Annotated in this window: 26 protein-coding genes and 1 pseudogene; 4 read left to right on the forward strand and 23 right to left on the reverse strand. The window is 63.2% G+C overall.

Annotated features, from left to right (window positions below; genetic code table 11):
* Positions 1–3 precede the first annotated feature (3 nt).
* The 16 genes from fliQ to fliE form a co-directional block, all read right to left on the reverse strand.
* Entirely contained in the window at positions 4–273 is a 270-nt protein-coding gene (gene fliQ, locus LW136_RS14510; RefSeq protein ID WP_102832867.1) for a flagellar biosynthesis protein FliQ, read from the reverse strand.
* An 11-nt stretch (positions 274–284) separates the two neighbouring features.
* Positions 285–1061 carry a flagellar type III secretion system pore protein FliP gene (gene fliP, locus LW136_RS14515; protein ID WP_023446685.1) on the reverse strand — a complete coding sequence of 259 codons (777 nt, stop codon included), beginning with the start codon at positions 1059–1061 and terminating at the stop codon, positions 285–287.
* Positions 1061–1480: a flagellar biosynthetic protein FliO gene (fliO, locus tag LW136_RS14520; RefSeq protein ID WP_102832868.1), complete on the reverse strand. Its 420-nt coding sequence runs from the start codon at positions 1478–1480 to the stop codon at positions 1061–1063. Before fliO ends, fliP begins: the two co-directional genes overlap by 1 nt.
* A 1-nt stretch (position 1481) precedes the next feature.
* Complete coding sequence (gene fliN, locus LW136_RS14525) at positions 1482–1955, reverse strand: flagellar motor switch protein FliN (RefSeq protein WP_003299587.1); 474 nt, start codon at positions 1953–1955, stop codon at positions 1482–1484.
* 40 nt (positions 1956–1995) lie between these two features.
* Positions 1996–2967 carry a flagellar motor switch protein FliM gene (fliM, locus tag LW136_RS14530; RefSeq protein ID WP_014820859.1) on the reverse strand — a complete coding sequence of 324 codons (972 nt, stop codon included), beginning with the start codon at positions 2965–2967 and terminating at the stop codon, positions 1996–1998.
* A 13-nt stretch (positions 2968–2980) separates the two neighbouring features.
* Complete coding sequence (gene fliL / locus LW136_RS14535; protein WP_031298308.1) at positions 2981–3514, reverse strand: flagellar basal body-associated protein FliL; 534 nt, start codon at positions 3512–3514, stop codon at positions 2981–2983.
* A 244-nt stretch (positions 3515–3758) separates the two neighbouring features.
* Positions 3759–4997, reverse strand: a complete 1239-nt coding sequence (locus LW136_RS14540; protein ID WP_031298309.1) for a flagellar hook-length control protein FliK — start codon at positions 4995–4997, stop codon at positions 3759–3761.
* Positions 4998–5163: 166 nt separating this feature from the next.
* Positions 5164–5514 carry an Hpt domain-containing protein gene (locus tag LW136_RS14545; RefSeq protein WP_014820862.1) on the reverse strand — a complete coding sequence of 117 codons (351 nt, stop codon included), beginning with the start codon at positions 5512–5514 and terminating at the stop codon, positions 5164–5166.
* A gap of 28 nt (positions 5515–5542) precedes the next feature.
* A complete protein-coding gene (locus tag LW136_RS14550; protein ID WP_180982734.1) occupies positions 5543–7234 on the reverse strand; it encodes an ATP-binding SpoIIE family protein phosphatase in 1692 nt (563 codons plus the stop codon).
* Position 7235: 1 nt separating this feature from the next.
* Complete coding sequence (locus LW136_RS14555) at positions 7236–7541, reverse strand: STAS domain-containing protein (RefSeq protein ID WP_003299593.1); 306 nt, start codon at positions 7539–7541, stop codon at positions 7236–7238.
* A 237-nt stretch (positions 7542–7778) separates the two neighbouring features.
* Positions 7779–8231 (reverse strand): flagellar export protein FliJ, encoded by a 453-nt coding sequence (gene fliJ, locus LW136_RS14560; protein WP_014820864.1) that lies wholly within the window; start codon positions 8229–8231, stop codon positions 7779–7781.
* Between the two features lie 3 nt (positions 8232–8234).
* On the reverse strand, positions 8235–9593 hold the full coding sequence (gene fliI / locus LW136_RS14565) for a flagellar protein export ATPase FliI (RefSeq protein ID WP_014820865.1): 1359 nt from the start codon (positions 9591–9593) through the stop codon (positions 8235–8237).
* A complete protein-coding gene (gene fliH, locus LW136_RS14570; RefSeq protein ID WP_014820866.1) occupies positions 9583–10359 on the reverse strand; it encodes a flagellar assembly protein FliH in 777 nt (258 codons plus the stop codon). Before fliH ends, fliI begins: the two co-directional genes overlap by 11 nt.
* Before the next feature lie 19 nt (positions 10360–10378).
* The gene (gene fliG, locus LW136_RS14575) at positions 10379–11395 is read right to left on the reverse strand and encodes a flagellar motor switch protein FliG (RefSeq protein ID WP_014820867.1); all 1017 of its coding nucleotides are present in this window, start codon (positions 11393–11395) and stop codon (positions 10379–10381) included.
* Entirely contained in the window at positions 11388–13169 is a 1782-nt protein-coding gene (fliF, locus tag LW136_RS14580) for a flagellar basal-body MS-ring/collar protein FliF (protein ID WP_102832869.1), read from the reverse strand. Before fliF ends, fliG begins: the two co-directional genes overlap by 8 nt.
* A gap of 13 nt (positions 13170–13182) precedes the next feature.
* Entirely contained in the window at positions 13183–13512 is a 330-nt protein-coding gene (fliE, locus tag LW136_RS14585) for a flagellar hook-basal body complex protein FliE (RefSeq protein ID WP_003299599.1), read from the reverse strand.
* A gap of 246 nt (positions 13513–13758) precedes the next feature.
* Between fliE and LW136_RS14590 the strand changes: the two genes are divergently transcribed.
* Positions 13759–14946, forward strand: coding sequence for a benzoate/H(+) symporter BenE family transporter (locus LW136_RS14590; protein ID WP_102832870.1), 1188 nt, complete (start codon positions 13759–13761; stop codon positions 14944–14946).
* Between the two features lie 45 nt (positions 14947–14991).
* On the opposite strand, the gene LW136_RS14595 is transcribed toward LW136_RS14590, so the two are convergent.
* Positions 14992–15753 carry an SDR family oxidoreductase gene (locus LW136_RS14595; RefSeq protein WP_234173157.1) on the reverse strand — a complete coding sequence of 254 codons (762 nt, stop codon included), beginning with the start codon at positions 15751–15753 and terminating at the stop codon, positions 14992–14994.
* Positions 15754–15970: 217 nt separating this feature from the next.
* On the opposite strand from LW136_RS14595, the gene LW136_RS14600 reads away from it, so the two are divergent.
* Entirely contained in the window at positions 15971–16975 is a 1005-nt protein-coding gene (locus LW136_RS14600) for an NADP-dependent oxidoreductase (RefSeq protein WP_234173158.1), read from the forward strand.
* A gap of 51 nt (positions 16976–17026) precedes the next feature.
* Here LW136_RS14600 and pyrF read toward each other — a convergent pair whose 3' ends face one another.
* On the reverse strand, positions 17027–17722 hold the full coding sequence (pyrF, locus tag LW136_RS14605) for an orotidine-5'-phosphate decarboxylase (RefSeq protein ID WP_041014464.1): 696 nt from the start codon (positions 17720–17722) through the stop codon (positions 17027–17029).
* Positions 17723–17888: 166 nt separating this feature from the next.
* On the opposite strand from pyrF, the gene LW136_RS14610 reads away from it, so the two are divergent.
* Positions 17889–18056: a DUF2897 family protein gene (locus LW136_RS14610; RefSeq protein ID WP_082041320.1), complete on the forward strand. Its 168-nt coding sequence runs from the start codon at positions 17889–17891 to the stop codon at positions 18054–18056.
* 121 nt (positions 18057–18177) lie between these two features.
* Positions 18178–20743, forward strand: a pseudogene (locus tag LW136_RS22785) (bifunctional diguanylate cyclase/phosphodiesterase).
* Positions 20744–20768: 25 nt separating this feature from the next.
* Here LW136_RS22785 and LW136_RS14625 read toward each other — a convergent pair.
* The 5 genes from LW136_RS14625 to LW136_RS14645 form a co-directional block, all read right to left on the reverse strand.
* Positions 20769–21290: a superantigen-like protein SSL4 gene (locus LW136_RS14625; RefSeq protein WP_041014466.1), complete on the reverse strand. Its 522-nt coding sequence runs from the start codon at positions 21288–21290 to the stop codon at positions 20769–20771.
* Between the two features lie 33 nt (positions 21291–21323).
* On the reverse strand, positions 21324–22754 hold the full coding sequence (locus LW136_RS14630; RefSeq protein WP_014820876.1) for an aminotransferase-like domain-containing protein: 1431 nt from the start codon (positions 22752–22754) through the stop codon (positions 21324–21326).
* 110 nt (positions 22755–22864) lie between these two features.
* Positions 22865–23662 (reverse strand): OmpA family protein, encoded by a 798-nt coding sequence (locus LW136_RS14635; protein WP_234173159.1) that lies wholly within the window; start codon positions 23660–23662, stop codon positions 22865–22867.
* On the reverse strand, positions 23659–24015 hold the full coding sequence (locus LW136_RS14640) for a DUF4398 domain-containing protein (protein ID WP_042922615.1): 357 nt from the start codon (positions 24013–24015) through the stop codon (positions 23659–23661). Before LW136_RS14640 ends, LW136_RS14635 begins: the two co-directional genes overlap by 4 nt.
* A gap of 8 nt (positions 24016–24023) precedes the next feature.
* Complete coding sequence (locus LW136_RS14645; protein WP_234173160.1) at positions 24024–24848, reverse strand: substrate-binding periplasmic protein; 825 nt, start codon at positions 24846–24848, stop codon at positions 24024–24026.
* Between the last annotated feature and the right edge of the window lie 109 nt (positions 24849–24957).

Genomic DNA, 24957 nt, shown 5'->3' on the forward strand with positions numbered 1-24957 from the left:
CGCTTACCCGATCAGCAACGGAATGTTCTGGACAAGGTTCTGGGTGTACTCCATCAGCTCGCGCACCAGCCATGGCCCAGCCCAGATCATCGTCAGCAGCATCACCAGCAGGCGCGGCAGGAAGCTCAGGGTTTGCTCGTTGATCTGCGTCGCGGCCTGGAACATCGCCACCACCAGGCCGACCAGCAGGCTTGGCACCACCAGCACGCCGACGATCATCGCCGTCATCCACAACCCTTCGCGAAACAGGTCCACCGCTACTTCTGGAGTCATATGCGTGGTTCCTAAAGCGTGCCGAAGCTACCGGCCAGCGTGCCGATTATCAGACCCCAGCCGTCCACCAGCACGAACAGCATGATCTTGAACGGCAACGAGATGATCAGCGGCGACAGCATCATCATGCCCATCGCCATGAGCACGCTGGCCACCACCATGTCGATGATCAGGAAGGGAATGAAGATCATGAAGCCGATCTGGAACGCCGTCTTCAGCTCGGAGGTGACGAACGCTGGCACCAGGATGGTCATCGGTGCAGCTTCCGGCGATGCGATATCGGTGCGTCGTGACAGCCTGACGAACAGCTCCAGATCGCTCTCGCGGGTCTGCGCCAGCATGAAACCCTTGAGCGGCACCTCGGCCCGGGCGATCGCTTCCTGCGCCGGGATCTGCTCACTGAGGTAAGGCTGCAGCGCTTCCTGGTTAATCCGCTCGAACACCGGCGCCATGATGAATAGCGTGAGGAACAGGGTCAGGCCGATGAGGATCTGGTTCGACGGTGTCTGCTGCAGCCCAAGCGCCTGACGCAGGATGGAAAACACGATGATGATGCGGGTGAAGCTGGTCATCAGCATGACGAACGCCGGAATGAAGCTCAGCGCCGTCATGATCAGCAGAATCTGCAGGCTGACCGAGTATTCCTGCTGCCCTTCCGCGTCGGTGGTCAGAGTGATCGCCGGAATCGAGAGCGGGTTGTTTCCCTGGGCCAGGATGCCGGAAGACTCCTGCGCCATGGCGAGCGGGCCGAGCAACATCAGCGCGACCACCAGCAGAATGCGCAACATCAAGGCTTATCCTTGTGGTCCTTGCCGAGCAGCTCCATCAGACGCTGGGCGAATTCAGGGTTGGCCGGCTCGGCGTCCGGCAGGTGCACCGGCTCCTGCATCACGTGCAGTGGCGTGATGCGGCCGCCACTGAGGCCGATCAGGATCTGCTCGCCGCCGACCTGGACCAGCACCAGCCGCTCGCGCGGACCCAGCGCCTGGGTGGAGATCAGCTTGATCACCTGGGTGCCGCGGGGGTTCAACTGCTGAACCCGACGCAGCAGCCATGCGAGCAGGAAGATCAGTCCGATCACCAGCAACAGGCCGAGCATCAGCTTGCTCAGCTGCGCGCCCATGCCGGCGCTGCTCATGCTGGCTGCCGGCTCCGCAGCGAAGGCTGGCAGCGCGACGAACGCTGCCAGGAATACGAGCGCGCGCACGTCAGCGCAGCTTCTTGATGCGTTCGGTCGGGCTGATCACATCGGTCAGCCGGATGCCGAACTTCTCGTTGACCACCACCACCTCGCCGTGGGCGATGAGCGTGCCATTGACCAATACGTCCAGCGGCTCGCCAGCCAGACGATCGAGCTCCACCACCGAGCCCTGGTTGAGCTGCAGCAGGTTGCGGATGCTGATTTCGGTACTGCCGACCTCCATCGAGATGGAAACCGGGATGTCGAGGATCACATCCAGGTTCGGGCCGTCCAGCCCCAGCTGCACGCCATTGGACTTGGGTGCGCTGGCGAAATCCTCCAGCGGTGCGCGCGGAGCGGCCGGGGCGGCTGCTTCCGGGCCCTGATTCAGCAGCGCATCGATGTCGTCCTGGCTGGCGTCGCCGGCTTCGGCCAGCGCTGCAGCCCATTCATCGGCCAGCGCCTGTTCCTCGGGGGAGGTGTTGTCGTGTTCGTCTGCCATCGCTAATCCTCGATCGGCTCGAATTGAGTAAAGGGCTGGCTCAGCGTGGGCGGACCACGGGCTCCAGCACCTGCAATGCCAGGTTGCCTTTGTGGGCACCCAGCTTGACCTTGAAGGACGGCATGCCATTGGCACGCATGATCATGTCTTCTGGCATTTCCACCGGGATCACGTCGCCCGGCTGCATGTTCAGAATGTCGCGCAATTTCAGTTGCCGCCTGACGACAGTCGCGCCGAGCGGAACGTTGACGTCGAGAATGTCTTCGCGCAGCGCCTTGACCCAACGCTCATCCTGGTCACTGACGTCCGACTGGAAGCCGGCATCCAGCATCTCGCGGATCGGCTCGATCATCGAATAAGGCATGGTCACGTGCAGGTCGCCGCCGCCGCTGTCCAGTTCGATGTGGAAGGTGGAAACCACCACCACTTCGCTGGGGCTGACGATGTTGGCCAGGGCCGGATTCACTTCCGAGTTGACGTACTCGAAGTTGACGTCCAGCACCGCGTGCCAGGCTTCCTTGAGATCGGTGAAGGCCTGATCGAGCACCATGCGTACGACTCGCAACTCGGTCGGGGTGAACTCGCGCCCCTCGATCTTGGCGTGGCGACCGTCGCCGCCGAAGAAGTTGTCCACCAGCTTGAACACCAGCTTGGCGTCGAGAATGAACAGCGCCGTGCCACGCAGCGGCTTCATCTTCACCAGATTGAGGCTGGTGGGTACATACAGCGAATGCACGTACTCGCCGAACTTCATCACCTGCACGCCACCGACCGACACATCGGCCGAGCGACGCAGCAGGTTGAACATGCTGATGCGGGTGTAACGGGCGAAACGCTCGTTGATCATTTCCAGGGTGGGCATGCGCCCGCGAACGATGCGGTCCTGACTGGTCAGGTCATAGCTCTTGATGGATCCCGGCTCGGAATCGCTTTCGGTATCCACCAGACCGTCGTCGACCCCGTGCAGGAGCGCATCGATCTCGTCTTGCGAGAGCAGGTCTTGAACAGCCATCTGCGGCAGCCTTCTATTGCAATACGAAGTTGGTGAAAAGCACTTGCTCGACGGCAAGCTTGCCAATTTCCTTCTGCGCCAGTTCCTGCACGCTGGCAGTCGCCTGCTGACGCAGCATCTCCTTGCCCACGGGCGTTTTCAACGCCTCGAAGTCCTGACTGGAGAACAGCATGACCAATCGGTTGCGCAACAACGGCATATGCACTTTCAGTGCATCCAGCGCAGCCTGATCACGCGACATCAACGCAATGCTGACCTGCATGTAACGCTGGCGCCCCTTGTTGCTGAAATTGACCACGAAGGCCGGCATCAGGACTTCATAGATCGCCGGCTGCTTGCCGGAGGCAGTGGTCGCGGCCTCTTCGGCCTTGTCGTCACCAAGGTCGCCGCCCTTGTTCATGAAGTAAAGCGTACCGCCGATGGAAAGCCCTACGGCCACCAACATGGCGACCACGATCACCAGGATGAGTTTCAGCTTTCCCTTGCCTGCCGGTTCCGCTTCCGGTCCGGTTGGCGGCACTGTTGGTGGAGCCTGTTTCTTAGCCATGCCAAATATCCGTCATCAACAGCGTTCGATTCTGATTTCAGGAGTTAGGAGCAACAGCTGTGCCAACGTTAATGCACGCCGGTACGGCGCAGCCTCGGGCTCCAGGCAGTGCGCTCACAAGGTATCAGGAAAAGGATGGAGATAACGCCTGGATAGGCGACGCGAAAGCGATTGCAGCGACGGGCGGCGGAAAACCGGCGCGCACCTGAACCGAGGCGCCGGATTATCCCTAAAAGCGGATGGCTCAGGCGTAGTAGTCGACGAGTCCGCGATCACCGGCGACTCGATTGGAGGCGATTTCCGTCACGCCGAGCTCCACCTCATCGCCTGCCAGATCGCCCTCACCCGACGCTCCACCCCGCGAGGAACCACCATCGGCTCCGCCTTGCCAGCCACGCGCCAGCGACTGATCGGATACGTTCACGTCCATCAGGTTCATGCCCTGCTGGGTGAACATTTCCCGTAGTCGCTGCATCTGCCCTTCCAACGCGTCGCGCACCCCCGCATGCGGGCTGAGGAAGGTCACCTGCGCCTGGTCCTTGGTCAGGTCGATGCGTACTTCCATACGACCGAGTTCAGCCGGGTCGAGTTGGATTTCCGCCGACTTGAGATTCTGGCTGGACAGCCACATCACGCGGTCGACGACCGCCTCGCTCCAGCCGGACTGCTGCATCTGTACCGGTTGACCCGGCACCAGTTGCGGACGCTGCGATTGCTGCACCTGCTGAGCGATGGCCTGGCTCAAGGGGTTGAGGCGCCCCGCAGCCAGTTCGCTGGCGCTGGCACGACTCTCCTTTGGCGCCTCCACGCTTTCCAGCAGGTCCTTGGTCAGCAATTCCACATCGAGCTCTTCGCCCTCACCCGCGTCCTGACTCGCCAGCAACGCGCTGGCAAAGCCATCGTCAGCCGAGGCCTTCGCCTGCGCATCGGTCAGCGGGTTCTGCAATTGCTGCTGGGCCGTCTTCTGCATAGCTGCCGGGGTTTCGGTCAGCGTACGCATGCCGGCCAGTGTTGCTTCGTCCGCATCGACGGCCTCATCGCCGGCGATGCCGGCAGCGGCCGTCGGCAGCCCCGGAAGCAGGGAGACAGCATCGACCTCGGTTTCAGGCTGGGCTTCGGACTCCGCCACGAACTGCGTGCCAAGACCAAGCAGCAGCATTGGATCGAGCTCCGCCTCCGGAATTTCCTCAGCCGGCGTTTCGGGAGGCAAGGTATTGCCGCTTTCGGCAACCGCCGGCTTCTCGTCGGTGGTCGCCTCCGCCGTTTCCTGCTCGCGCTTGTCCTCGACCGGCTTGTTGCGGCTGGCCTCGTTGCGCACCGGGCGCTCGGCTGGTTTCGTCTGACGCTCCTTGGCGTAGACATCGGAGAAGCTGGCGCTGCCGCTGTCTCGCCCTTCACGCGGCATCTCCGGCGCTTTGGCCGCAGCTTTGGGACGTGCGTCGACGGAAGGGGTTCTAAGCAACAGGTCGGGGGAAACAGCCATGAGGTCATTCCGCTACGGATGGATCGTGGCGGAAGCAGAGCAAGTTCCGGGCCAGCGGCATGAATGCCGGAAAAACGCCAGGGAAGCGCGCTGACATGAACAGAAACGACGGCCCGGCGGCAGCGGCTCTGCTATTAGCGGGCACCGGCGTCAGAGATTTGGCCACTCAGCCGTGGCGCTGGCGCTCGGCGCGGAACAGGATGCCGACGATGGCGAACTCCCGCTCGATGGATTCGATGAGCGCCGGGGCTTGGGCGAGGTTCTCCTCCCGAGCGGCACTCTCGAGCTCCTGGCAGAGGTCGGCCAGCAGCGTCGCGCCCATGTTGCTGCAGCTGCCTTTGAAGCTGTGCGCAGCACGCCGCAAGGTTTCAGACTGGTCGGCGAGACAGGCCTGGCGGAGCAGCCGAACGCGCTCCTCGGAGTCGGCAAGAAAGGTATCCAGCAGCGCCGGATACTCACTCTCCATCACGTCCTGCAGCGTGGTCAGCACGGCGCTGTCGAGATGAGTGTTGGACACCGGTACACCCCTGAGTGAAAGCGGACGATTATGCCTCAGCCTGCCAGGCGAACTCCACGCTCAGCCCGCGCCCATCCGACTGCCAGTCGAATCGGTCGCTCAACTGGCGCACCAGATGTAAGCCGCGCCCACTGAAGCGGTCGCTGCCAAACTGCGCCTGCAACGCGCGCGACACGTCGAAGCCCGAGCCGCTGTCGCTGATGCCGATGCGCAGGCGCCCTCCATGCGGGGAGGTCTTGATGTTCAGCTGCAGATGCACATGACCGTCGACCAACGCCTGCAGGCGTTGTTGGCGTAAGTCGTAGTAATGCTTGAAACCGTCGGCATCACACTTGAGGCTCGAATCGAGTCCGAGCACGCCATGCTCCAGGGCATTGGAATAGAGCTCGCCCAACACGGTGTAGATCTCACCGACACGCGAGCGCAACTGATTGACCTGCAGCAGGATCTGCAGCAACGAAGGCAATGGATTGCCGCTGCGCAGGCTGTCGGCACGCAGCTCGAGCCGAATCGACCAGTCCATCGGCCGTGAGCGGTGCGCGGTGGCCGGGGCAATCGACGGCATCGTGATCACCTCCGGGCTGACCACGACCTCGACCAGGCTCAGGTCGTCGTGCTGCTGGCCGTGGAAATCCAGCAGCGCCTGCTCGATCTCGCCGAACAGCCGTGCCGGATCGTCGTTGGCGTCCAGAGTGGCTAGCAGGCGCTGTTCGCCGAACAGCTCGTCATTGGCATTGCGGCTCTCGACCACGCCGTCGGACAGCAGCAACAGCCGGTCGCCGGGGGCCAAGGGGTAATGCTCGAACTTGTTGTCCAGCGCCGCCGGGGAGACGACGCCGAGCGGCAGGTGACGGGACACCAGCGCCGTGCGCCGACCATCCGCGCCGATCAGGTAGCCATCCGGCAACCCGCCATTCCACACCCGCAGACTGCCCTGCTTGGGATCGATATCGAGCAGCGTCGCGCAGCAGAACATTTCCACCGGGAGGATCTGTTTGAGCTTGGCATTCATCTCTCGAAGGATGTCGGTGCTCGAATAGCCTTTCGCCGCCATCCCGTAAAAGGTTTCCGCCAGCGGCATGGCCCCGATCGCGGCGGGCAGCCCGTGGCCGGTGAAATCTCCGAGCAGGACAAACATCTGCCCCGCCGGGGCCTGCGCCGCCAGCAGCAGGTCGCCGTTGAACAGCGCCTGCGGCGACTGGCGGAAGCGGATGGTGGGCGCGCTCAGGCAACCAGCATGTGCGACTTTGTCGAAGATCGCCTTGGCAGCCCGATGTTCGTCGAGCAGCTGCTGATTGCGCCTGGCGATCAGGTCGCGCTGCTCGAGCACGGTCGCCTGCAGGCGGCGCAGACGATGCATGGCCTGAATCTTGGCTTCGAGAATGATCGGGTTGTAAGGCTTGGCGATGAAGTCGTCGCCGCCAGCCTCGAGGCAGCTGACCAGCGCTTCGTGCTCGGTCAGCGAGGTGAGAAAGATGATCGGGACCAGCTCATCGCCGGCCAGTTGCTTGATGCGCCGCGCCGCCTCGAAGCCGTCCATCACCGGCATCAGCGCGTCCATCAGCACCAGCTGCGGCCGCTCCTCCTGAAACAGCTCGACCGCCTCCTGCCCATCGGCTGCCGTCAGCACCCGGTGGCCCTGCTTGGCAACGATGGTGGAAAGCAGCATCCGATCGACCGGGCTGTCCTCGGCGATCAGGATCGACAGCCGCATGGGCATGTCAGGCGATCACGAATAATTGTTCGAAATTCGACACCGACAGGATCTTGCGCACGTCGCCGTTGCAGTTGAGCAGGCGGATGTCCGCCTCGTCGCCACCGGCGTGATCGCGCAACAAGAGCAGCATGCCCAGCGCCGAACTGTCCATGTAAGTGGTGCCTTGCAGATTGACCACATAACGCTGCGGATTCACGTCCTGACGTTGGTAAGCATCACGGAAGGCCTGATGCGCATTGAAGTCGAAGCGTCCGCTGATGGATATGGTCAACTCCTGGCCATCCGTCGAAGGCTGCGAGGTAATGGTCATGTGGCACTCCTGATCCGGTACGTCTTGAAAGCGGCTTGCGAGCAGCCGTCGCGATAAGCGAAATGAACAGCCGTGTACCGGCTGAAAGGCGGCCATCCGGTTCTGAGACTTATCCTCGGAAGAGCCAGATGGCAGCGGAAACGATCTGTTGGCGGTCGCCGCGCTGAAACGCGGTCAAGATTTATCATTCAAGCAGCGGTACGGCAAGCACGAATCCGGCCTGAGACCGTGGCTGGATCACTGCTCACGCGTTCTCCCGGACAGCCGCTGGGCGTACTCGTCGAGCAACTTCTGCTCGCGCTTGTCCGCCGCGATCCGCGCCTCCTTCTGATAGCTTTCGACCAGCTTGCTCAGGCCTTCGACACGCGCATGGCGCTGGTGCCACTGCTGGCGCAGCTTCTTCAGATTGTCGCGGTACCAGTTGACGCTGCGCTGCTGCTGCCCAATGGCCGACTCCAGCTGCGACAGGAAGCGCTGGTAATTCATCAGCCACTGCCCCGAGACGCCCTGACTGCCCTGCTGCATCCATTGCTGCTGGTAGTCGCTGAAGTACTGTTCCAGTTCACCGAGCTTGGCCTCGGCCTGATTCAGCTGAGTCTGGCCCTGTCCCAGCAGTCGCGCGGCCTCCTGCTCGGCCTTTTCGGCCATCTCGATGACCGGCGCCAGGCGCGCCGCCCGACTGGCCGCCATCGGTTAGCCTCCCTGCCGTGGATTGAACACAGCTGCGAGTTGCGCGGCGCTGCGCGTCAGGTCCTCGCTTTCATCGAGGCCCTGACGCAGGTAACTGACCATCTCGGCCTGGCGCGCGATGGCCATATCCGTTTCCGGATCGCCGCCTGGCACATAGGCGCCGACACTGATCAGGTCGCGGCTCTGCTGGTAGCGCGACCAGAGCTGCTTGAAACGCTGCGACGCACGCACATGTTCGGCGCTCACCACCTGCGGCATGACCCGACTGATGGAGGCTTCGATGTCGATAGCCGGATAGTGGCCTTCTTCGGCCAGACGGCGCGACAGCACGATGTGGCCGTCGAGCACACCGCGAGCGGCATCGGCGATCGGGTCCTGCTGGTCGTCACCTTCGGAGAGCACGGTGTAGAACGCCGTGATCGAGCCGCCGCCCTGCTCGGCATTACCGGCGCGCTCGACCAGACTCGGCAGCTTGGCGAACACCGACGGCGGATAGCCCTTGGTCGCTGGCGGCTCGCCGATGGCCAGGGCGATCTCGCGCTGGGCCTGGGCATAGCGCGTCAGCGAATCCATCAGCAGCAACACGTTCTTGCCCTGATCGCGGAAGTACTCCGCAATACGCGTGCAGTACTGCGCGGCGCGCAAGCGCATGAGCGGCGCCTCGTCAGCGGGCGATGCCACCACCACGGAGCGCTTGATGCTTTCCTCGCCGAGGATGTTCTCGATGAATTCCTTGACCTCTCGCCCCCGCTCGCCGATCAGGCCGACGACGATGATGTCGGCCTCGGTGAAGCGGGTCATCATGCCCAGCAGCACCGACTTGCCGACACCGGTGCCGGCAAATAGGCCTAGGCGCTGACCGCGACCGACGGTCAGCAAGCCATTGATACTGCGGATGCCGACATCCAGCGGTTCGCTGATGGGGTGGCGCTTGAGCGGGTTGATAACGGGGCCGTCCATCGGCACCCAATCCTCCGCTCTCATGCCGCCCTTGCCGTCCAGTGCACGCCCTGCGCCATCCAGCACGCGGCCGAGCATGGACATGCCCATGGGCAGCCGTCCGGTATTGACCAGCGGCACGACCCGCGCGCCCGGCGCGATGCCGGCAAGGCTGCCGACAGGCATCAGATACAGCTTGCCGCTGGAAAAGCCCATCACCTCGGCCTCGACCTCAGTGGGGTGATAACTGTCGTCGTTGATCACCAGGCAGCGACTGCCAACGGCTGCGCGCAGCCCTTCAGCCTCCAGCGTCAGACCGACCATGCGCAGCAGGCGCCCTTCGAGCATGGGCTGGCTGGGCAGTTTGATCGCTTCGCCATAGGCTTCGAATCGCTTGGCGAAACTGGTTCGCTCAAGGCGCATCGGGCATGTCCAGATCGATGGTCAGATCGGCGGCAGGAGGACGGGTGGCATTCTCGCGCTGCTGTTCGAACAGTTGTTTGATGGCCTGGGTGAGACGCGTCTCGATGCTCGCATCGATGCGACTGTGCTCGGTTTCGATATGACAGCCACCAGGCAGCAGGCTGCTGTCCTCGAGAATTCGCCAGCTTTCCTCGTGCCGCTCGCGCAGCGCCTTGATCAGCTCGAAGTCCTGCGGATTGACGTGGATTCGCACATTGCTGGCGCCCATTGGCAGCAACTTCAGCGCCTCACGCAGCACCTGACGGATCTGGCTGGAATCGATCAGAAGATCACGCTGGATCACTTCGCGCGCCATGTGACTGACCAGGGTCGCCATGGCGTGCTCGAGATTGCGATCCTGATCGGCAATCGGCTCGAGCAACTGACCCATCAGCTGCTCAAGGTTTTCCAGCCGCGGCGCCAACGCGGCCTCGGCCTCCTGCCGCGCCTTGAGCTGGCCGGCATGGAAACCATCTTTCTCGCCGGTGGCGAAACCTTCGTTGTATGCCTGCTGGCGGATCGCTTCGAGTTCGTCGAGCGTCAGCGGTTTGACTTCCTCGACCGGGACGTCCTCGCTTCGCGCCAGCTCTTCGGCGGGCTCTTCCACGACCCCTGCTGCCGGCAACTCGTCTTCTTCGCCCTGCGGGTCGAAGCTGGGCAGCGACCAGCGATCGAACAGGCTGACGTCTTTCGCGCGTATGACGTCGCTGGGGTTGTCCTTGGCCATGTGTGGAATTCGTACCTGGTTAGATCATCTCTTCGCCGCCCTTGGAGCCCAGGACGATTTCACCGGCCTCGGCCATGCGGCGAGCAATGGTAAGGATTTCCTTCTGCGCATTCTCGACATCGCTGACGCGCACCGGGCCCTTCGCCTCCAGGTCGTCACGCAGCAGCTCACCGGCGCGCTTGGACATGTTCTTGAAGACCTTTTCCTTGATGCCGTCGTCGGCGCCCTTGAGCGCCATCACCAGCACGTCGGAGGATACCTCACGCAGCAGCACCTGAATGCCGCGGTCGTCGACTTCGGCGAGGTTGTCGAAGACGAACATCAGGTCTTCGATCTGGCTCGACAGGTCCTCGTCCACATCGCGGATGGCATCCATCAGCTGGCCTTCGATGGAGCTGTCCAGGTAGTTCATGATGTCCGCCGCGCGCTTCACGCCGCCCAGACTGGCGCGGCTGGTGTTGGTGCTGCCGGAGAACTGCTTTTCCAGGATCAGGTTCAGCTCTTTCAGCGCAGCCGGCTGCACGGTATTGAGCGAGGACACGCGCAGGACGATGTCCAGGCGCACCTTGTGGTCGAAATGCGAGAGCACCTCGCCAGCCTGGTCCGGGTCGAGATAGGCCACCACGATGGCCTGGATCTGCGGGTGCTCGTAGCGGATCACATCCGCCACCGCACGCGGCTCCATCCATTTCAGGCTGTCCAGACCGCTGGTGTTGCCGCCCAGCAGAATGCGGTCGATCAGGCCGCCGGCCTTGTCCTCGCCGAGCGCCTGGGTAAGCATCTTGCGAATGTAACCGTCGGAGCCGACGCCGAGGCTGGTCTGGTCGCCGACGATCTCGACGAACTCGCTCATTACCTGTTCGATCTGTGCCTTCTGCACGTTGCGCATCTGCGCCATGGCAGTACCGACGCGCTGCACCTCTTTCGGACCGAGGTGACGCAGGACCTGCGCAGCGTCGGTTTCACCCAGCGAGAGCAACAGGATGGCGGCCTTGTCGACCTTGTTGAGCTTGGCTTGAACTCGATTGTCATTCATCGGCGTTGATCCACTCTTTCACCACCTGGGCTACCCGTCCCGGGTCATCGGCCACAAGGTTCTTGATCGCGTTCAGCTGGGCTTCATATCCCTCGCTGGGGCTCGGCAGCAGAATGTTCTGCGGGCCGCTCAGGCTGACCCGGTCACTGGCCAGGCCGGAGTCCAGTCCATCATCGTCACCCAGTTCGCCCGGACCGCTGGCAACCTGCAGTTCCTTGCCGCTGGACGGATTGGTGAGGCTCTTGAGCACCGGACGCAGCACACCGAACACCAGCACCAGGATGAACAGCACGCCGAGGACCTGCTTGACCACATCCCAGAACCACGGTTGCGAGTAGAACGGTATCTCTTCGAAGGTCTCACCGGCGCTGTCGGCGACGAACGCGGTGTTGATCACGCTGACGCTGTCGCCGCGGCTGGCATCGAAACCCACCGCGTCTTGCACCAGCCGGGTGAAGCGCGCCAGATCATCGGCGTTCCACGGTACGCGAACCATCTCGCCGGCCGCATTGAGCGTCATCTGATCGTCGACCACTACTGCCACCGAGAGCCGGCGCAGGCGACCCTGCTGCTGCTTGGTATAGCTGATCGAGCGATCGAGTTCGTAGTTGCGCGTAGCCTGCTCACGCTTGTCGGCCGGATAAGGCGCCAGCATCGGCTGACCGGTCACGGGATCCATGACCTGCTGACCATTGGCATCGAGCAGAGGCTGACCAGGAGCCACGGCACCCGCGGCGGCTGCGGCCTGATTGGCCTGCTCGGGCGCGGTCGCCGGGCCAGGAGGCTGATTGCTCAGGGCGCCCGGCACGCCTTGCGGCGGCAGGCTGCTCTGGCGCTGCTCATTGACGCTCTGTTCGCTGCGCAACGCCGGCTGATCGGGGTTGAAGGTTTCCGAGGTTGATTCGACGGCGCTGAAATCCACGTCCGCGGAGACTTCGGCCTTGTAGCGGCCACTGCCCAGCACCGGCTGCAGAATGTTGTGCACGCGCTGGGTGTAGAGGCCTTCCATGCGGCGGCTGTAGTCGAACTGCTTGCCGGCCATGCTCAGCTCGGTCAGTTCCTGCTGATCGGACAGCAGGTTGCCCTTCTGATCCACCACGGTGATCTGCGATTTGCCCAGTTCCGGCACGCTGGTGGCGACGAGGTTGATGATCGCCATCACCTGGCTCGGCTCCAGCGCGCGGCCCGGGTAAAGCTCCACCAGTACCGAGGCACTGGGCTTGCGCTCGTCGCGAACGAACACCGAGCTCTTCGGGATCGCCAGGTGCACACGGGCGCCCTTGACGTTGTTCAGGCTGGAAATGGTGCGGCCCAGTTCGCCCTCGAGGCCACGGCGATAACGGGTCGCCTCCATGAACTGGCTGGTACCCAGCCCCTGTTCCTTGTCGAGGATTTCGAAACCGATGTTGCTGTCGGCCGGCGCGATACCCGCACCGGCGAGCTTGAGACGTGCGCGAGCAAGATCATCCGCCTTGACCAGCAGAGCGCCGGAGTTCGGTTCGACGGTATAGGCGATATCCGCAGCGGCGAGGGTTTCCATCACCTGATTGGCATCCATCCCCGCCAGGCTGCCGAGCAGCGGACGATAATCGGGCTGCTGCGACCAGAGCACCACGGCAAAACCGATCGCCACGCTGGCCGCCAGCCCGACCAACAGGCCGACCTGCCGCAGCATGGACATATCCGAAAGGTTTTCCAGAAAGGACAAGCCCAGCAGGGGCTTCCTGACACCCTCGGGAGTAGCCGGCACCGGAACGTTCACCGCTTCAGCCATGATTCAATCCGCCTCACACCGGCATCTGCATGATGTCTTGATAAGCCTGAACCAGTTTGTTGCGCACCTGGGTCATGGCTTGAAAGGAAACGCTTGCCTTCTGGGAGGCGATCATCACTTCGGTCAGGTCGACACCGCCCTGCCCCATCTCGAAGGCAGATGACAGCTGGCTCGAAACCTGCTGGGTTTCGTGCACTTTATTCACCGCCTGGCCAAGCATGTCGGAGAAGCTCGGAGCGCCGACCTCCTGGGTCTTGACCTCCGGCTTGGCGCGCGCCATTGCATCGGTCTGCATGGCCCGCATTTCCAGCATCAAGCGATTGAATTGAACACCCTGACTCATCTAATCCTCCAACAGCCGCGGTTTTTTTGACGCATCGCGGCAGGCAAAGACTAGATAGCAACAAGGGTGCCAGATCGAATACCAGCGGCCAGGCGCGGCGATGACCTGCACTCACGCCCGTCGCAACTGTTACGTCCAATACGCGAGCGGCTGTACCGCGACGCTACCCGAGCACGGCCAATAGGCTTTGTACGATAGCCTGCCGCAGCCGCGCGACGTCATACCTTGCACAAGTAGAAGTCAGCAATGAACGAAATCAGCCGTACCGCCCTGCGCCCCCTCAGTGATAGCTCGCCTTCGACCGTCGTCGCCGGCTTCATCGCCATGCTCACCGGCTATACCAGCTCGCTGGTGCTGATGTTCCAGGCCGGCCAGGCAGCAGGCCTGAGCACGGCGCAGATCTCTTCGTGGATCTGGGCACTGTCGGTCGGCATGGCGATCTGCAGCATCGGCCTGTCGCTGCGCTATCGCACGCCGGTGGTAGTTGCCTGGTCGACGCCCGGCGCGGCCCTGTTGATCACCAGTCTGCCCGGCGTGCCGTACGCCGAAGCCATCGGCGCCTTCATCTTCGCCTCGGCGCTGATTGCCCTGTGCGGCCTGACTGGAAGCTTCGATCGGCTGATGCGGCGAGTACCGGCATCGCTGGCTGCCGCGCTGCTGGCGGGCGTGCTGTTCAATATCGGAAGCGAGATTTTCCGTGCCGTCGAGGTTCAGCCGGTGCTGGTGCTCGGCATGTTCTTCAGCTACCTGCTGGCCAAGCGAATGCAGCCCCGCTACGCCGTGCTCGCTGCGCTGCTGGTCGGCTGCCTGATCGCCGGTATTTCCGGCCTGCTGGACTTCCAGCGCTTCAGCCTGCAGGTCGCGGTGCCGGTGTGGACTACACCGGCGTTTTCCCTCGCGGCGATCTTCAGTATCGGCATCCCGCTGTTCGTCATCGCCATGGCTTCGCAGAACATGCCAGGCCTGGCCGTGCTGCGTGCCGAGGGATATCAGGTGCCGGCTTCGCCACTGATCTCGATCACTGGCATCGCTTCGGTACTGCTGGCGCCGTTCGGCTCCCACGGCATTCATCTAGCGGCGATCACCATGGCCATCTGCGCAGGCCCCGAAGCTCATCCTGACCCGCAAAAACGCTATACCGCTGCTGCCTGGTGCGGGGTGTTCTACGGCATTGCCGGCATCTTCGGCGCAACCCTGGCCGCGCTGTTCGCCGCCTTCCCCGCGGCACTGGTGTTGTCCGTCGCCGCGCTGGCATTGCTCGGCTCGATCGGCTCGGGGCTGACCCAGGCGATGCAGCAGCCCGACGAGCGAGAGGCAGCGCTAATCACCTTCATGGTCACGGCGTCAGGGCTGACGCTGTTCGGCATCGGCGCGGCGCTGTGGGGATTGATCGCAGGTGTAATCACCTTGCTGATTCTGCGCCGTCGTAACTGAGCGGCGCTGAAAGGGGTGCCCGGCCAGACAGCGCCGGGCGCGCCGTCAGATCGCCGTCGCCCCGCCATCTACCGCCAGCGCATGACCGGTAGTGAAGGCGGCTCTGTCGCTGCACAGGTACAGCACCGCGGCGGCAATCTCTTCGACCTTGCCGATGCGCCCGACTGGGTGCATGGCCGCAGCGAACTCCGCCTTGCGCGGGTCGGCCTCGTAGGCACGGCGGAACATGTCGGTGTCGATCACCGCCGGGCATACCGCATTCACGCGAATCTGCTTCTTGGCGTACTCGATCGCTGCCGACTTGGTCAGGCCGATCACCGCATGCTTGGATGCCGCGTAGATGCTCATCTTCGGCGCAGCACCGAGACCCGCAACGGACGCGGTGTTGACGATAGCGCCACCACCCTGCGCCAGCATGACCGGCAGCTGGTGCTTCATGCACAGCCAGACGCCCTTAACGTTGACGCCCATGATCGCGTCGAACTCCGCCTCGCTGCCCTCGGCCAAGCGTCCCTGCTCGATCTCGATGCCGGCATTGTTGAAGGCGTAATCGAGCCGCCCGTACTGCGCCAACGTCTGCTCGATGAGCGCCTTGACCTCCGCATCGCGCGTGACGTCGCAGCGCACGGCGATCGCCTGGCCGCCAGCAGCACGAATGCTTTCTGCGCCATCGCGGATGCCCGCTTCGTCGATGTCGGCCAGCACCACCTTGTGGCCCTGCTCGGCGAACGCCTGCGCGGTGGCGCGACCGATTCCTGCTGCTGCGCCGGTAACCAGGGCAACCTGCCCGGAGAATGTCATGCTCATGATTGTTCTTCCCGAAGAATTCGACTCACCTTGCGCCCGCAAAATGACCGCACAAGGCTTCCCGGTCGAACTTATACCGCTATGCGCTCGCGCATTTAACTGCCGGCACGGTCATATCACCGAACTGGATGCCCGTTCATTCCAGCCTGCTGACGTAGCTTGCGGCGCGGCGCTGGCCGGGCTAAACCAAACCTTTCGCAAACACGAGGCTTATTCCATGACCCTGCTCAACCAGCAATTCCTGCTAGCCCAGCGGCCGATCGGTGCGCCGACCCGGGAGACCTTCGACTACGTCGAGAAGCCGGTGAGCGAGCCTGGCCCCAATCAGATTCTGGTCAAGGTCGAATACCTGTCCATAGACCCAGCCATGCGCGGCTGGATGAACGATGCCAAGTCCTACATTCCACCTGTGGGCATCGGCGAAGTAATGCGCGCTCTCGGTGTCGGCAAGGTGATTGCCTCGCAGCATCCTGACTACAAGGAAGGCGACTATGTAAACGGTGCGCTGGGCGTGCAGGCGTACTACCTCGGCGAGCCGAAGGGTTTCTACAAGGTCGACCCGCAACAGGCTCCGCTGCCGCGTTACCTGTCCGCGCTGGGCATGACCGGCATGACCGCCTACTTTGCGCTGCTCGCGGTCGGCCAGCCCAAGGCCGGCGAGACCGTGGTGATCTCCGGCGCCGCCGGCGCGGTCGGCAGCATTGCCGGGCAGATCGCCAAGATCAAAGGCTGTCGCGTCGTGGGCATCGCCGGCGGTGCTGACAAGTGCCGCTTCCTCACTGAGAAGCTCGGCTTCGATGGCGCCATCGATTACAAGAACGAAGATCTGGCCGCTGGCTTGAAGCGCGAATGCCCGAAAGGCGTGGACGTGTACTTCGACAACGTTGGCGGCGACATCCTGGATACGGTGCTGCAGCGCATCAGCGTCGGCGCGCGAGTGGTGATCTGCGGCGCCATCAGCCAGTACAACAACAAGGAGGCGGTGAAGGGCCCGTCCAACTACCTTTCGCTGCTGGTCAACAGCGCGCGAATGGAAGGCATGGTGGTGACTGACTATGTCACTCGCTATCCCGAGGCGATGCGCGACATGGCCGAATGGCTCGCGAGCGGCCAGCTCAAGAGCAAGGAAGACATCATCGAGGGACTGCAGACCTTCCCGGACACGCTGATGAAGCTGTTCACCGGCGGCAACTTCGGCAAGCTGGTGCTCAAGGTCAGCTGAGCAACTGCCCGCTGCGAAAAAAGCTGATCCGTGAGGCCCAGCCTTTTTTCGTCATGCCAGCTCGGCCACCACGGCTGCCAGCGCTTGCGCCGGATCGGCTGCCTGCGCGATCGGCCGGCCGATCACCAGATAATCGGAGCCTGCAGCCATGGCCTGGGCCGGAGTCAGGATGCGGCGCTGATCGTCCTGCGCACTGCCGGCCGGACGAATACCCGGTGTGACCAGCTGTAGCGCCGGGAACTGCGCCTTGAGCGGCACTGCCTCCTGCGCCGAACAGACCAGTCCATCCAGCCCAGCCTGCGCAGCCAGCCCGGCCAGCCGCAGCACCTGCTCCTGCGGTGCGATATCCAGACCGATGCCAGCGAGATCGTCCTGCTCCATGCTGGTCAGCACGGTGACACCAATCAGCAGCGGCGTGGGTCCGGCCATACCAGAAAGCGTGTCACGGCAGGCCGCCATCATCCGCAGACCGCCGGAGCAGTGCACGTTGACCATCCACACGCCCAGCTCGGCAGCGGCCTTCACCGCCATCGCGGTGGTGTTGGGAATATCGTGAAACTTGAGGTCCAGGAACACCTCGAAGCCCATTCCCTGCAATGCCTCGACCACCGCCGGACCGCAACGCGTGAACAGCTCCTTGCCGACCTTGACCCGGCAAAGCCGCGGATCGAGCTGGCGCGCCAATGCCAAAGCAGCATCGCGGGAGGGGAAATCGAGCGCTACGATAATCGGAGTCTGGCAGGTCATGACACGTCCTCGGAAAAGTCGGCGCGCATTGTCGCAGAAAACACCACGCGCGACGAAAGGCTCCCTGCGGGGTCAGAATAGCTATCGCAACGCCGATAGTGACCACCCTGACGCAGCCACGTAGAGTGCGGCTCGTCACTGCCGCCCAACCGCCCGGAGGAAAAACATGCCCTGGTATTTCTGGCTTATTCTGCTCGTCGCGCTGGGCTCGATCGTCGGTAGCCTGCTGATGCTGCGCTCGACGGCAAAGAAGATTCCCCTGACCGAAGAACAGAAAAAACGCATCGCTGAACGCAATGCCGAGGCGGACGCACAAGACTCCCGCGACCGCTAAAAGTCGAAGAGCACAGTCGCTCGAGCCAGTGGTCCGCGCAATTTACGATGATTTTGCCGAGCAGTAGTGGCACCATGCCGCCATTGCCGCGATCCAATGCAGTGCTGGCAGGACTCCCCTCATGCAAACTCTCCTTCCCGACGATGGCCCGGTAAAACCGAAGGCCAGCTCGATTTTCGCTCGCCGCATTCTTCCTGGCATGGTCGCCCTACTGGTCATCGCCCTCATTGTGGCCGCTGCCGCACTCATCCACATTGCCCGGAGAATCGATCAGGATGCACTGCAGCAAAGCCACTTCCTCGTAGGAAAGGCGCTGCAGGCACAGCACGACTGGATGAACCGCTCCATCGTCGACTATGCGTTCTGGGGCGATGCCTACATGCATCTCAACAGGCAGGTCGACCTCGACTGGGCTTATACCCAGGCCAATCTCGGCCCATCCTTGTACACGGACTTCGACTACGAGGTGGTGCTGGTCATCTCTCCGGCAGGCGATACGGCCTATTCCGTAGTTCGCGGCGAACTCCAGACAATCGACGGTTTCGAGTTTCTCCACGGTTTACCGCAACTGCTGGCGCGGGCCCGGGAAGCTGTCGAGGAGGAATCGGGCGTCTCCGCCCTGCTCTGGGCTGACGGTCAGCCGGCGCTGGTCGCCGCAGCCGCGCTGACCACCGGTGGTACGGATATCGACGAGGACGAAGGGCCGGCGTCGATTCTGTTGTTCGTCGACCTGCTGGACGCCGAGCGGCTGGCGGAGATCGGTGAGCAGTATGCGATCGAGCATCTGCGCCTGGCTCCAGACTCAACGCCAACCGATGATCCGCGCATCGAGCGGCCTCTGGAGAATGGCTCAACCATCCAGCTCACCTGGACGCCGGCGCAGCCGGGGCGCCTGCTGCTGTGGGTTACCCTGCCAATCCTCGCGGCCGTGGCCCTGGGGCTGGGGCTGCTCGCCTGGCTGCTCATTCGCCATGCCTTGCGCAGCCTGCACTTGCTCGACATCAGCTATGCAAGGCTGGCCGCCAGTCGCAGCGCGCTGGCGGAAAGCGAGGAGCGGTTTCGCGATGTCGCCGAGGCCGCTTCCGACTGGATCTGGGAAACCGACGCGCAAGCTCGGCTGACCTTCCTTTCCAATCGCTTTCGGCAGATCACCGGACACGAATCCAGCCAGTGGCTGGGCCGCCCGTTGCTGGAACTGTTGATCAGCGACAGTGCCGCGCTGCAGAACTGGCTCCAGGCACCACAGGTCGCACCACTGCGCAGCTGCTATCGTGCCGCCGATGGCTGCGAGCGTTTCTGCCGGCTGGCTGCCCGCGCCATCCATCAGGACGACAAGCTGGTCGGCTATCGCGGCACCGCCAGCGACATCACCGAGGAAACCAAGGCGCAAGCTCGCGTTCAGTACCTCTCTCAGCACGATGCCCTGACCGGCCTGCCCAACCGCAGCCGGCTGCGCGACTACCTGGATCAGAATCTGGCGACGCTTCGTAGCGGCTCGGCACTGACACTGCTCTACATCGACCTGGACCGCTTCAAACCGGTGAATGACACCCTCGGTCACGCCGCTGGCGACGAAGTACTGATCGGCGTGGCATCCCGCCTGCGCCAACACACCCGCGACGGCGACCTCGTGGCGCGGCTGGGCGGTGACGAGTTCGTCGTCGCGCTCCCACCGGATGAGCGAAGACACCGATATCGACCGTCTCTGCAACCGCATCATCGAGGCCCTCAGCGCGCCCTTTGTCTACGAAGACCAGCAGATCAATATCGGCGCCAGCATCGGCGTCGCCCTGGCGCCCGACGATGCCAACCAGGCCAACGAACTGCTGCGTTGCGCCGACATTGCGCTCTACCAGGCAAAGGAAGCAGGCCGGGGAACCTGGCGTGCCTATGGCCGGGAGATGGATCAGCGGCTGCACGAGCGGCTCCAGCGGGAAGAGGAACTGCGCGTCGCGCTTGCCGAGCAGCAGCTGGAGGTGTACTACCAGCCGCGCTACCTGAGCCAGGGCATGCAAATCATCGGCGCCGAGGCACTGGTGCGCTGGAATCACCCCGAGCGTGGGCTGCTACTGCCGGAGCAGTTCATTCCACTGGCCGAAGAAACCGGGCTGATCATTCCGCTCGGGCGCTGGGTGCTGCATCAGGCCTGCAGCCAGGCGACCCGCTGGCCAGGCGATACGGTCGTCTCGGTCAACCTCTCGCCATTGCAGCTGCATGATGATCGGCTGCTCGATGAGATAGCCCATGCGCTCGGCGAGAACGGCCTGCCAGGGGAGCGGCTGGAACTGGAGGTTACCGAGAGTGCACTGCTACGGGAAACGCAGGGCACGCTGGACCAGCTCAAGCGGGTCAAGGCGCTCGGCGTGCACCTGGCCGTGGATGACTTCGGCACGGGCTACTCGTCGCTCACCAGCCTGCGCCACTACCCCTTCGATGTGATAAAGATCGACAACAGCTTCGTAGCCGGTATCGGGCAGTCGATGGAAGATCATTCGATCGTACGCGCCTTGATCGAACTGGGCCGCGGCCTGCAGATGCGCGTGACGGCCGAGGGCGTGGAAACCGAGGAACAGCTGCGGCTGCTGAAAGACGACGGCTGCACCGAGGTGCAAGGCTTCCACATGAGCCACCCGATGTCGGCCGACGAACTGCAGCGGCTGCTATCGCAGCTGCCAGCCAGGGACTAAAGCGCAGGGCCGGAACGCATGCACCTCAGCGCTTGAATTCGAGGCGAATCTCCGCGCCCTCGATGAGCTCCTCGTCTTCTGCCTCGCCGGAAATCAGCCGGCCGCCGATCTGCATCGATCGCGACGGCCCGCCACCCTCGAAAAGCGGCGGTAACAGCCGCATCGATTCATCACCCGGCCCTGGCGCCAGCTCCTCGACCAGTTCCTCGGGCAAGCGCAGATCGAGTTCCGGCTCGGGCAGTTCGACCTTCGCTGGCGGCGGCGTGGAGCGCTTGGCCGTCGATGGCTGCGGCGCCGGGGCAGGTGCCTCGTCCTCGGGAACGGGTTCGGGCAGGCTGATCTCCACTTCCGGCGGCTCGGCATCGGAGGTTTCTTCGATTGGCGCCAGCTCAATATCGAGATCAGGCGGCACCTCTTCCTGCTCGACGATATTCTCCGGTTCCGAGGGCTGCTCGACCGGCGCGTGCGCACGCGATGAGGTCGATTCGTCGTCCCCGCACCCGCCCAGCAAGGCCAACGACAGCAATAACAACAGCGGCCTTCGCATCTGATCGCTCCTTACAGCGGCAGGTTTGGGGCGCTACTGGGCATCCCGGCACAGTTCCGAAGCCAGCTGCCCGAGTGTCCGCAGCGCCCGCTCGGTCTCGTTATTCCAGGGCAGCCCACAGTTGAGACGAATGCAGTGGTTGAATTGTTCAGTGTTGCTGAAGATCAGTCCCGGCGCGATGCTGATCCCCCGCTCCAGCGCCCTGACGTGCAGGTCCTGGGTATTGACCCGCACCGGCAGGCTGACCCAGAGGATGAAGTTGCCCTTGGGGCGCGTCATCTGTGTGCCTTCCGGGAAGTAGCGCTGTACCGCCAGCTGAAACGCGCTGAGATTCTTGCGGTACTCCTGGCGGATGGCACGCAGGTGTCGATCGTAACCCCCGTTCTCCAGATAAGCCGCCACACCCATCTGAGTGACGCTGCACGCCGAATGGGTGCTGAAGGTCTGCAGGCGCTCGATCTCGGCCTGATGGCGCCCGGCGATGACCCAACCGATCCGCACCCCCGGCGAAAGCGTCTTGGAAAAGCTGGAACAGTAGATGACACGTCCGTCCCGATCATTGGACTTGAGCGCCTTGTACTGGCCCTGGTCGAACATCAGTTCGCCATAGATATCGTCCTCGACGATCTGGATGTCGAAACGCGCCGCCAGGCTCAGCAGCTGCTTCTGGCGGTGGTCAGGCATGCTCACGCCCAGCGGATTGCTCAGGCGCGCGGTCAGCACCAGCGCCTTGATCGGCCACTGCCCTGCCGCAAGCTGCAGCGCCTCAAGGCTCATTCCGGTATCCGGGTCGCTGGGTATCTCGATGACCTTCAGACCGAGCAGATCGGCCAGTTGCAGCAAGCCGTAATAGGTCGGCGACTCGGCGGCGATGAGATCGCCCGGCTTGGTCAGAACCCGCAGTGACATCTGCAGCGCGTCAACGCAGCCGTGGGTGATGACGATCTCGCTCGAATCCACCACCACACCGGCATCGCGCATGCGAATCGCCACCTGGCGGCGCAGCGGCTCGTAGCCCGGGCTGAACATGTAGCTGAACGCCCGCGGGCTGTGAAACCGCGTGACCTTGGCCAGCTGCTGGTGCAACGCCCGCACCGGCAGGTAATCCACATGCGGCACGGCCGCCCCCAGCGGAATCAGCCCCTCGCGGCGCGACTCGCTGAGCACCTGATTGATGATGCTGCTGCGGGTGACCAGTTTCGGCCGCTCGACCTGGGCAATATCCGGAGTCGGCGCAGTGAGTACGGGCGTCTGGTGGACGTAGAAGCCGGACTGCGGGCGCGCACGGATCATGCCCTGATCTTCGAGATTGGCGTACGCCTGCAACACCGTGGCGTGGCTGACACTCAGCTGTCGGCTCATCTTGCGTACCGACGGCACGCGCTCGCCGGGGCGATATACGCCGCGCCGAATATCTTCGGCAAGCTGCTGGGCAATGCGCTGATAGAGCAACAGATTGGTCATCTCGCCGGTCTCCTGCCAACTGAACCGTAACAGTAGCGCACTGCTGGAGACCCAGACCAATACAGTTAGGTCACGTCTAGGCGAAACAGTCTGCTCAGATGGCCGCGCGACTAACGGTCGGGACCGAGATTGCCTTCCGCGTCGGAGAATAGGATCTCAACGCGACGGTTCTGCGCGCGACCGCGTGCCGAGGCGTTCTCGGCCAACGGAAAGCGCTCACCATAGCCGCGCACCTCTACCCGCTCGGCAGCGACGCCAAGATTGATCAGCAGATCCGCCACCGTTTGCGCCCGCGCCTGTGACAGCGCGAGATTCTCCTGGGCATCGCCGCGGCTGTCGCTGTATCCCTCGATGCGAATCTTGCGCTGCGGATTGAGCTGGAGGAAATGCACCAGCTTGAGCAAGGTGCGATTGGCCGTGTGGCTGAGGTCGGCACTGCCGGCACGAAACAGCACGTCGCCCAGCGTCATGACCATGCCGCGATCGGTTTCGCTGGCAGCCAGGCTCATCATCTGGTCTTCCAGCCAGCGACCCTGTTGCTCGGCGGTCATCAACCTGGCGTCCTGCAGCATGCGCCGCAGCCGGTCGCGCTCCATCTCCAGGCGTGCGACCTGTTCCTGATGCTGCAGCAGCTCACCCTGCTGCGCGGCGATTTCGCTGTAGCGCTGACTCAGGTATGCGTAATGCCGGGCGTCGGCGGCGCCCCCCCAGTACTGGTTGAAACGCTCGGCACGTTGCTGCGTTTCGAGCGCACGCTGAATATCCTTTGGCGCGCTGCGCTGGACCATGCTGTCCGCCTGAATGCGTTGCAGCGCGGCAGATGCGCGTTTCAATTCGAGCTCGGTCTGCGACGTCGAGCAACCAGCCAGTATCAGCCCAGCCAGGGCTATCGCAAATCCCCTTCTCACCTGGCCTCCCCCAGCAACTGCCGTAGCCGCTGAATGCGACGATTCAGATCGTCGATCTGCGCCTCGCGCTTGTCCTTCAGAACCCTGCTCTCCGCCAGACGAGCATCCAGCTCCGCTTGCTCGCCCAGCAGCCGGGCTTTGCGATTATCGCCTGCCTCGAGTGCCTCCTGGGCCTTGCTCAACTTGCTTTCGGCCAGCACAAGCTCCTCGTACGCATCGGTTGCGCCTACGGAGCGTGCCTGCGCCACGGCCTGCGAGCTCAGGCGCAGTTGTTCTGTCGGGGCGGGATCACTGGCACAGCCAGTCAGGAAAACCAGGACCAGAAATGGGCTGGCGAAAAGTCTTTTCAACACGGCGAGTCCTACTTTTTCGAAGCCTTTGCCCGCTCTGACTGCTGGTTCTTCCAGACGGTCAGGTTGTGCGCCACCAGTTGCTCAGGCACACCGGCGGCGCGCAATTCTGTCATCTTCCGCGCCAGTTGTCCGCGCAGCCAGGGATCATTGCAAGCCGAGTCGTGCGAAATGGCCAGGTGCATATCCCGGCCTACCACTGGAGGCTCGAGACGCTGCACCTTGTCCAGCAGCCCCAATGCATCAGCCGCCGCGACTGCACTGTACCTCTCATGCAGCAAGTAGTCGCCATTGCCCGCCACGATCCGCTTCAGCCCCTGAGCGAGGTCGGCGACCGGCTGCAATTGCAGGTATTTTTTCGCGAAGGCGTCGAACTCGCTACCGAAGCGGCTGGTGCCAGCGATCAAGCCGGCGTGGCCTCCCAGATCTTCACGACTGGCATAGAAGAAGCCGGGCTCATTGCGTACCCAGGCGACGGTCTGCAATTGCAGGATGGCCGGGTGGACGAAATCCAGTTCTTCGAGTCGCTGCACCGTCAGTGTCGCATCGGCCAGTACGTCGACCCGACCACTGCGCACCTCTTCGAGCGCTTTGGTTCGGTCACCGGTGTAAAGCAGGTCCAGTTTCAGATCGAGCGAGTCGGCGATCTGCCCGAGCAGGTCCGCATTGGCCCCGATCAGACGCTTCGGGTTCTGCGGATCGCGCCAGAGAAAGGGAGGGTTGTCCGCTGCGCCAGTCGCCACCAGACGGTCGCACTTCCCCGCTGCCGCTGCCGTGAATGGCGTTGCCAACACCAGCGCGACCATGGCCAATTTCAACGGAAAAGCGAAACGCATGAAGATCCCCTTATTGCGCGAGTTAACTGATGCTGATCGAAGTTCGCCGATGGTACACCGGCGAACCCGCCCATCGCCCATGAAAAAACCCGCTACATGAGCGGGTTTC

Origin of the sequence: Stutzerimonas kunmingensis (assembly GCF_021432085.1) — a bacterium.
In the GTDB taxonomy this organism is placed as follows: Bacteria; Pseudomonadota; Gammaproteobacteria; order Pseudomonadales; family Pseudomonadaceae; genus Stutzerimonas.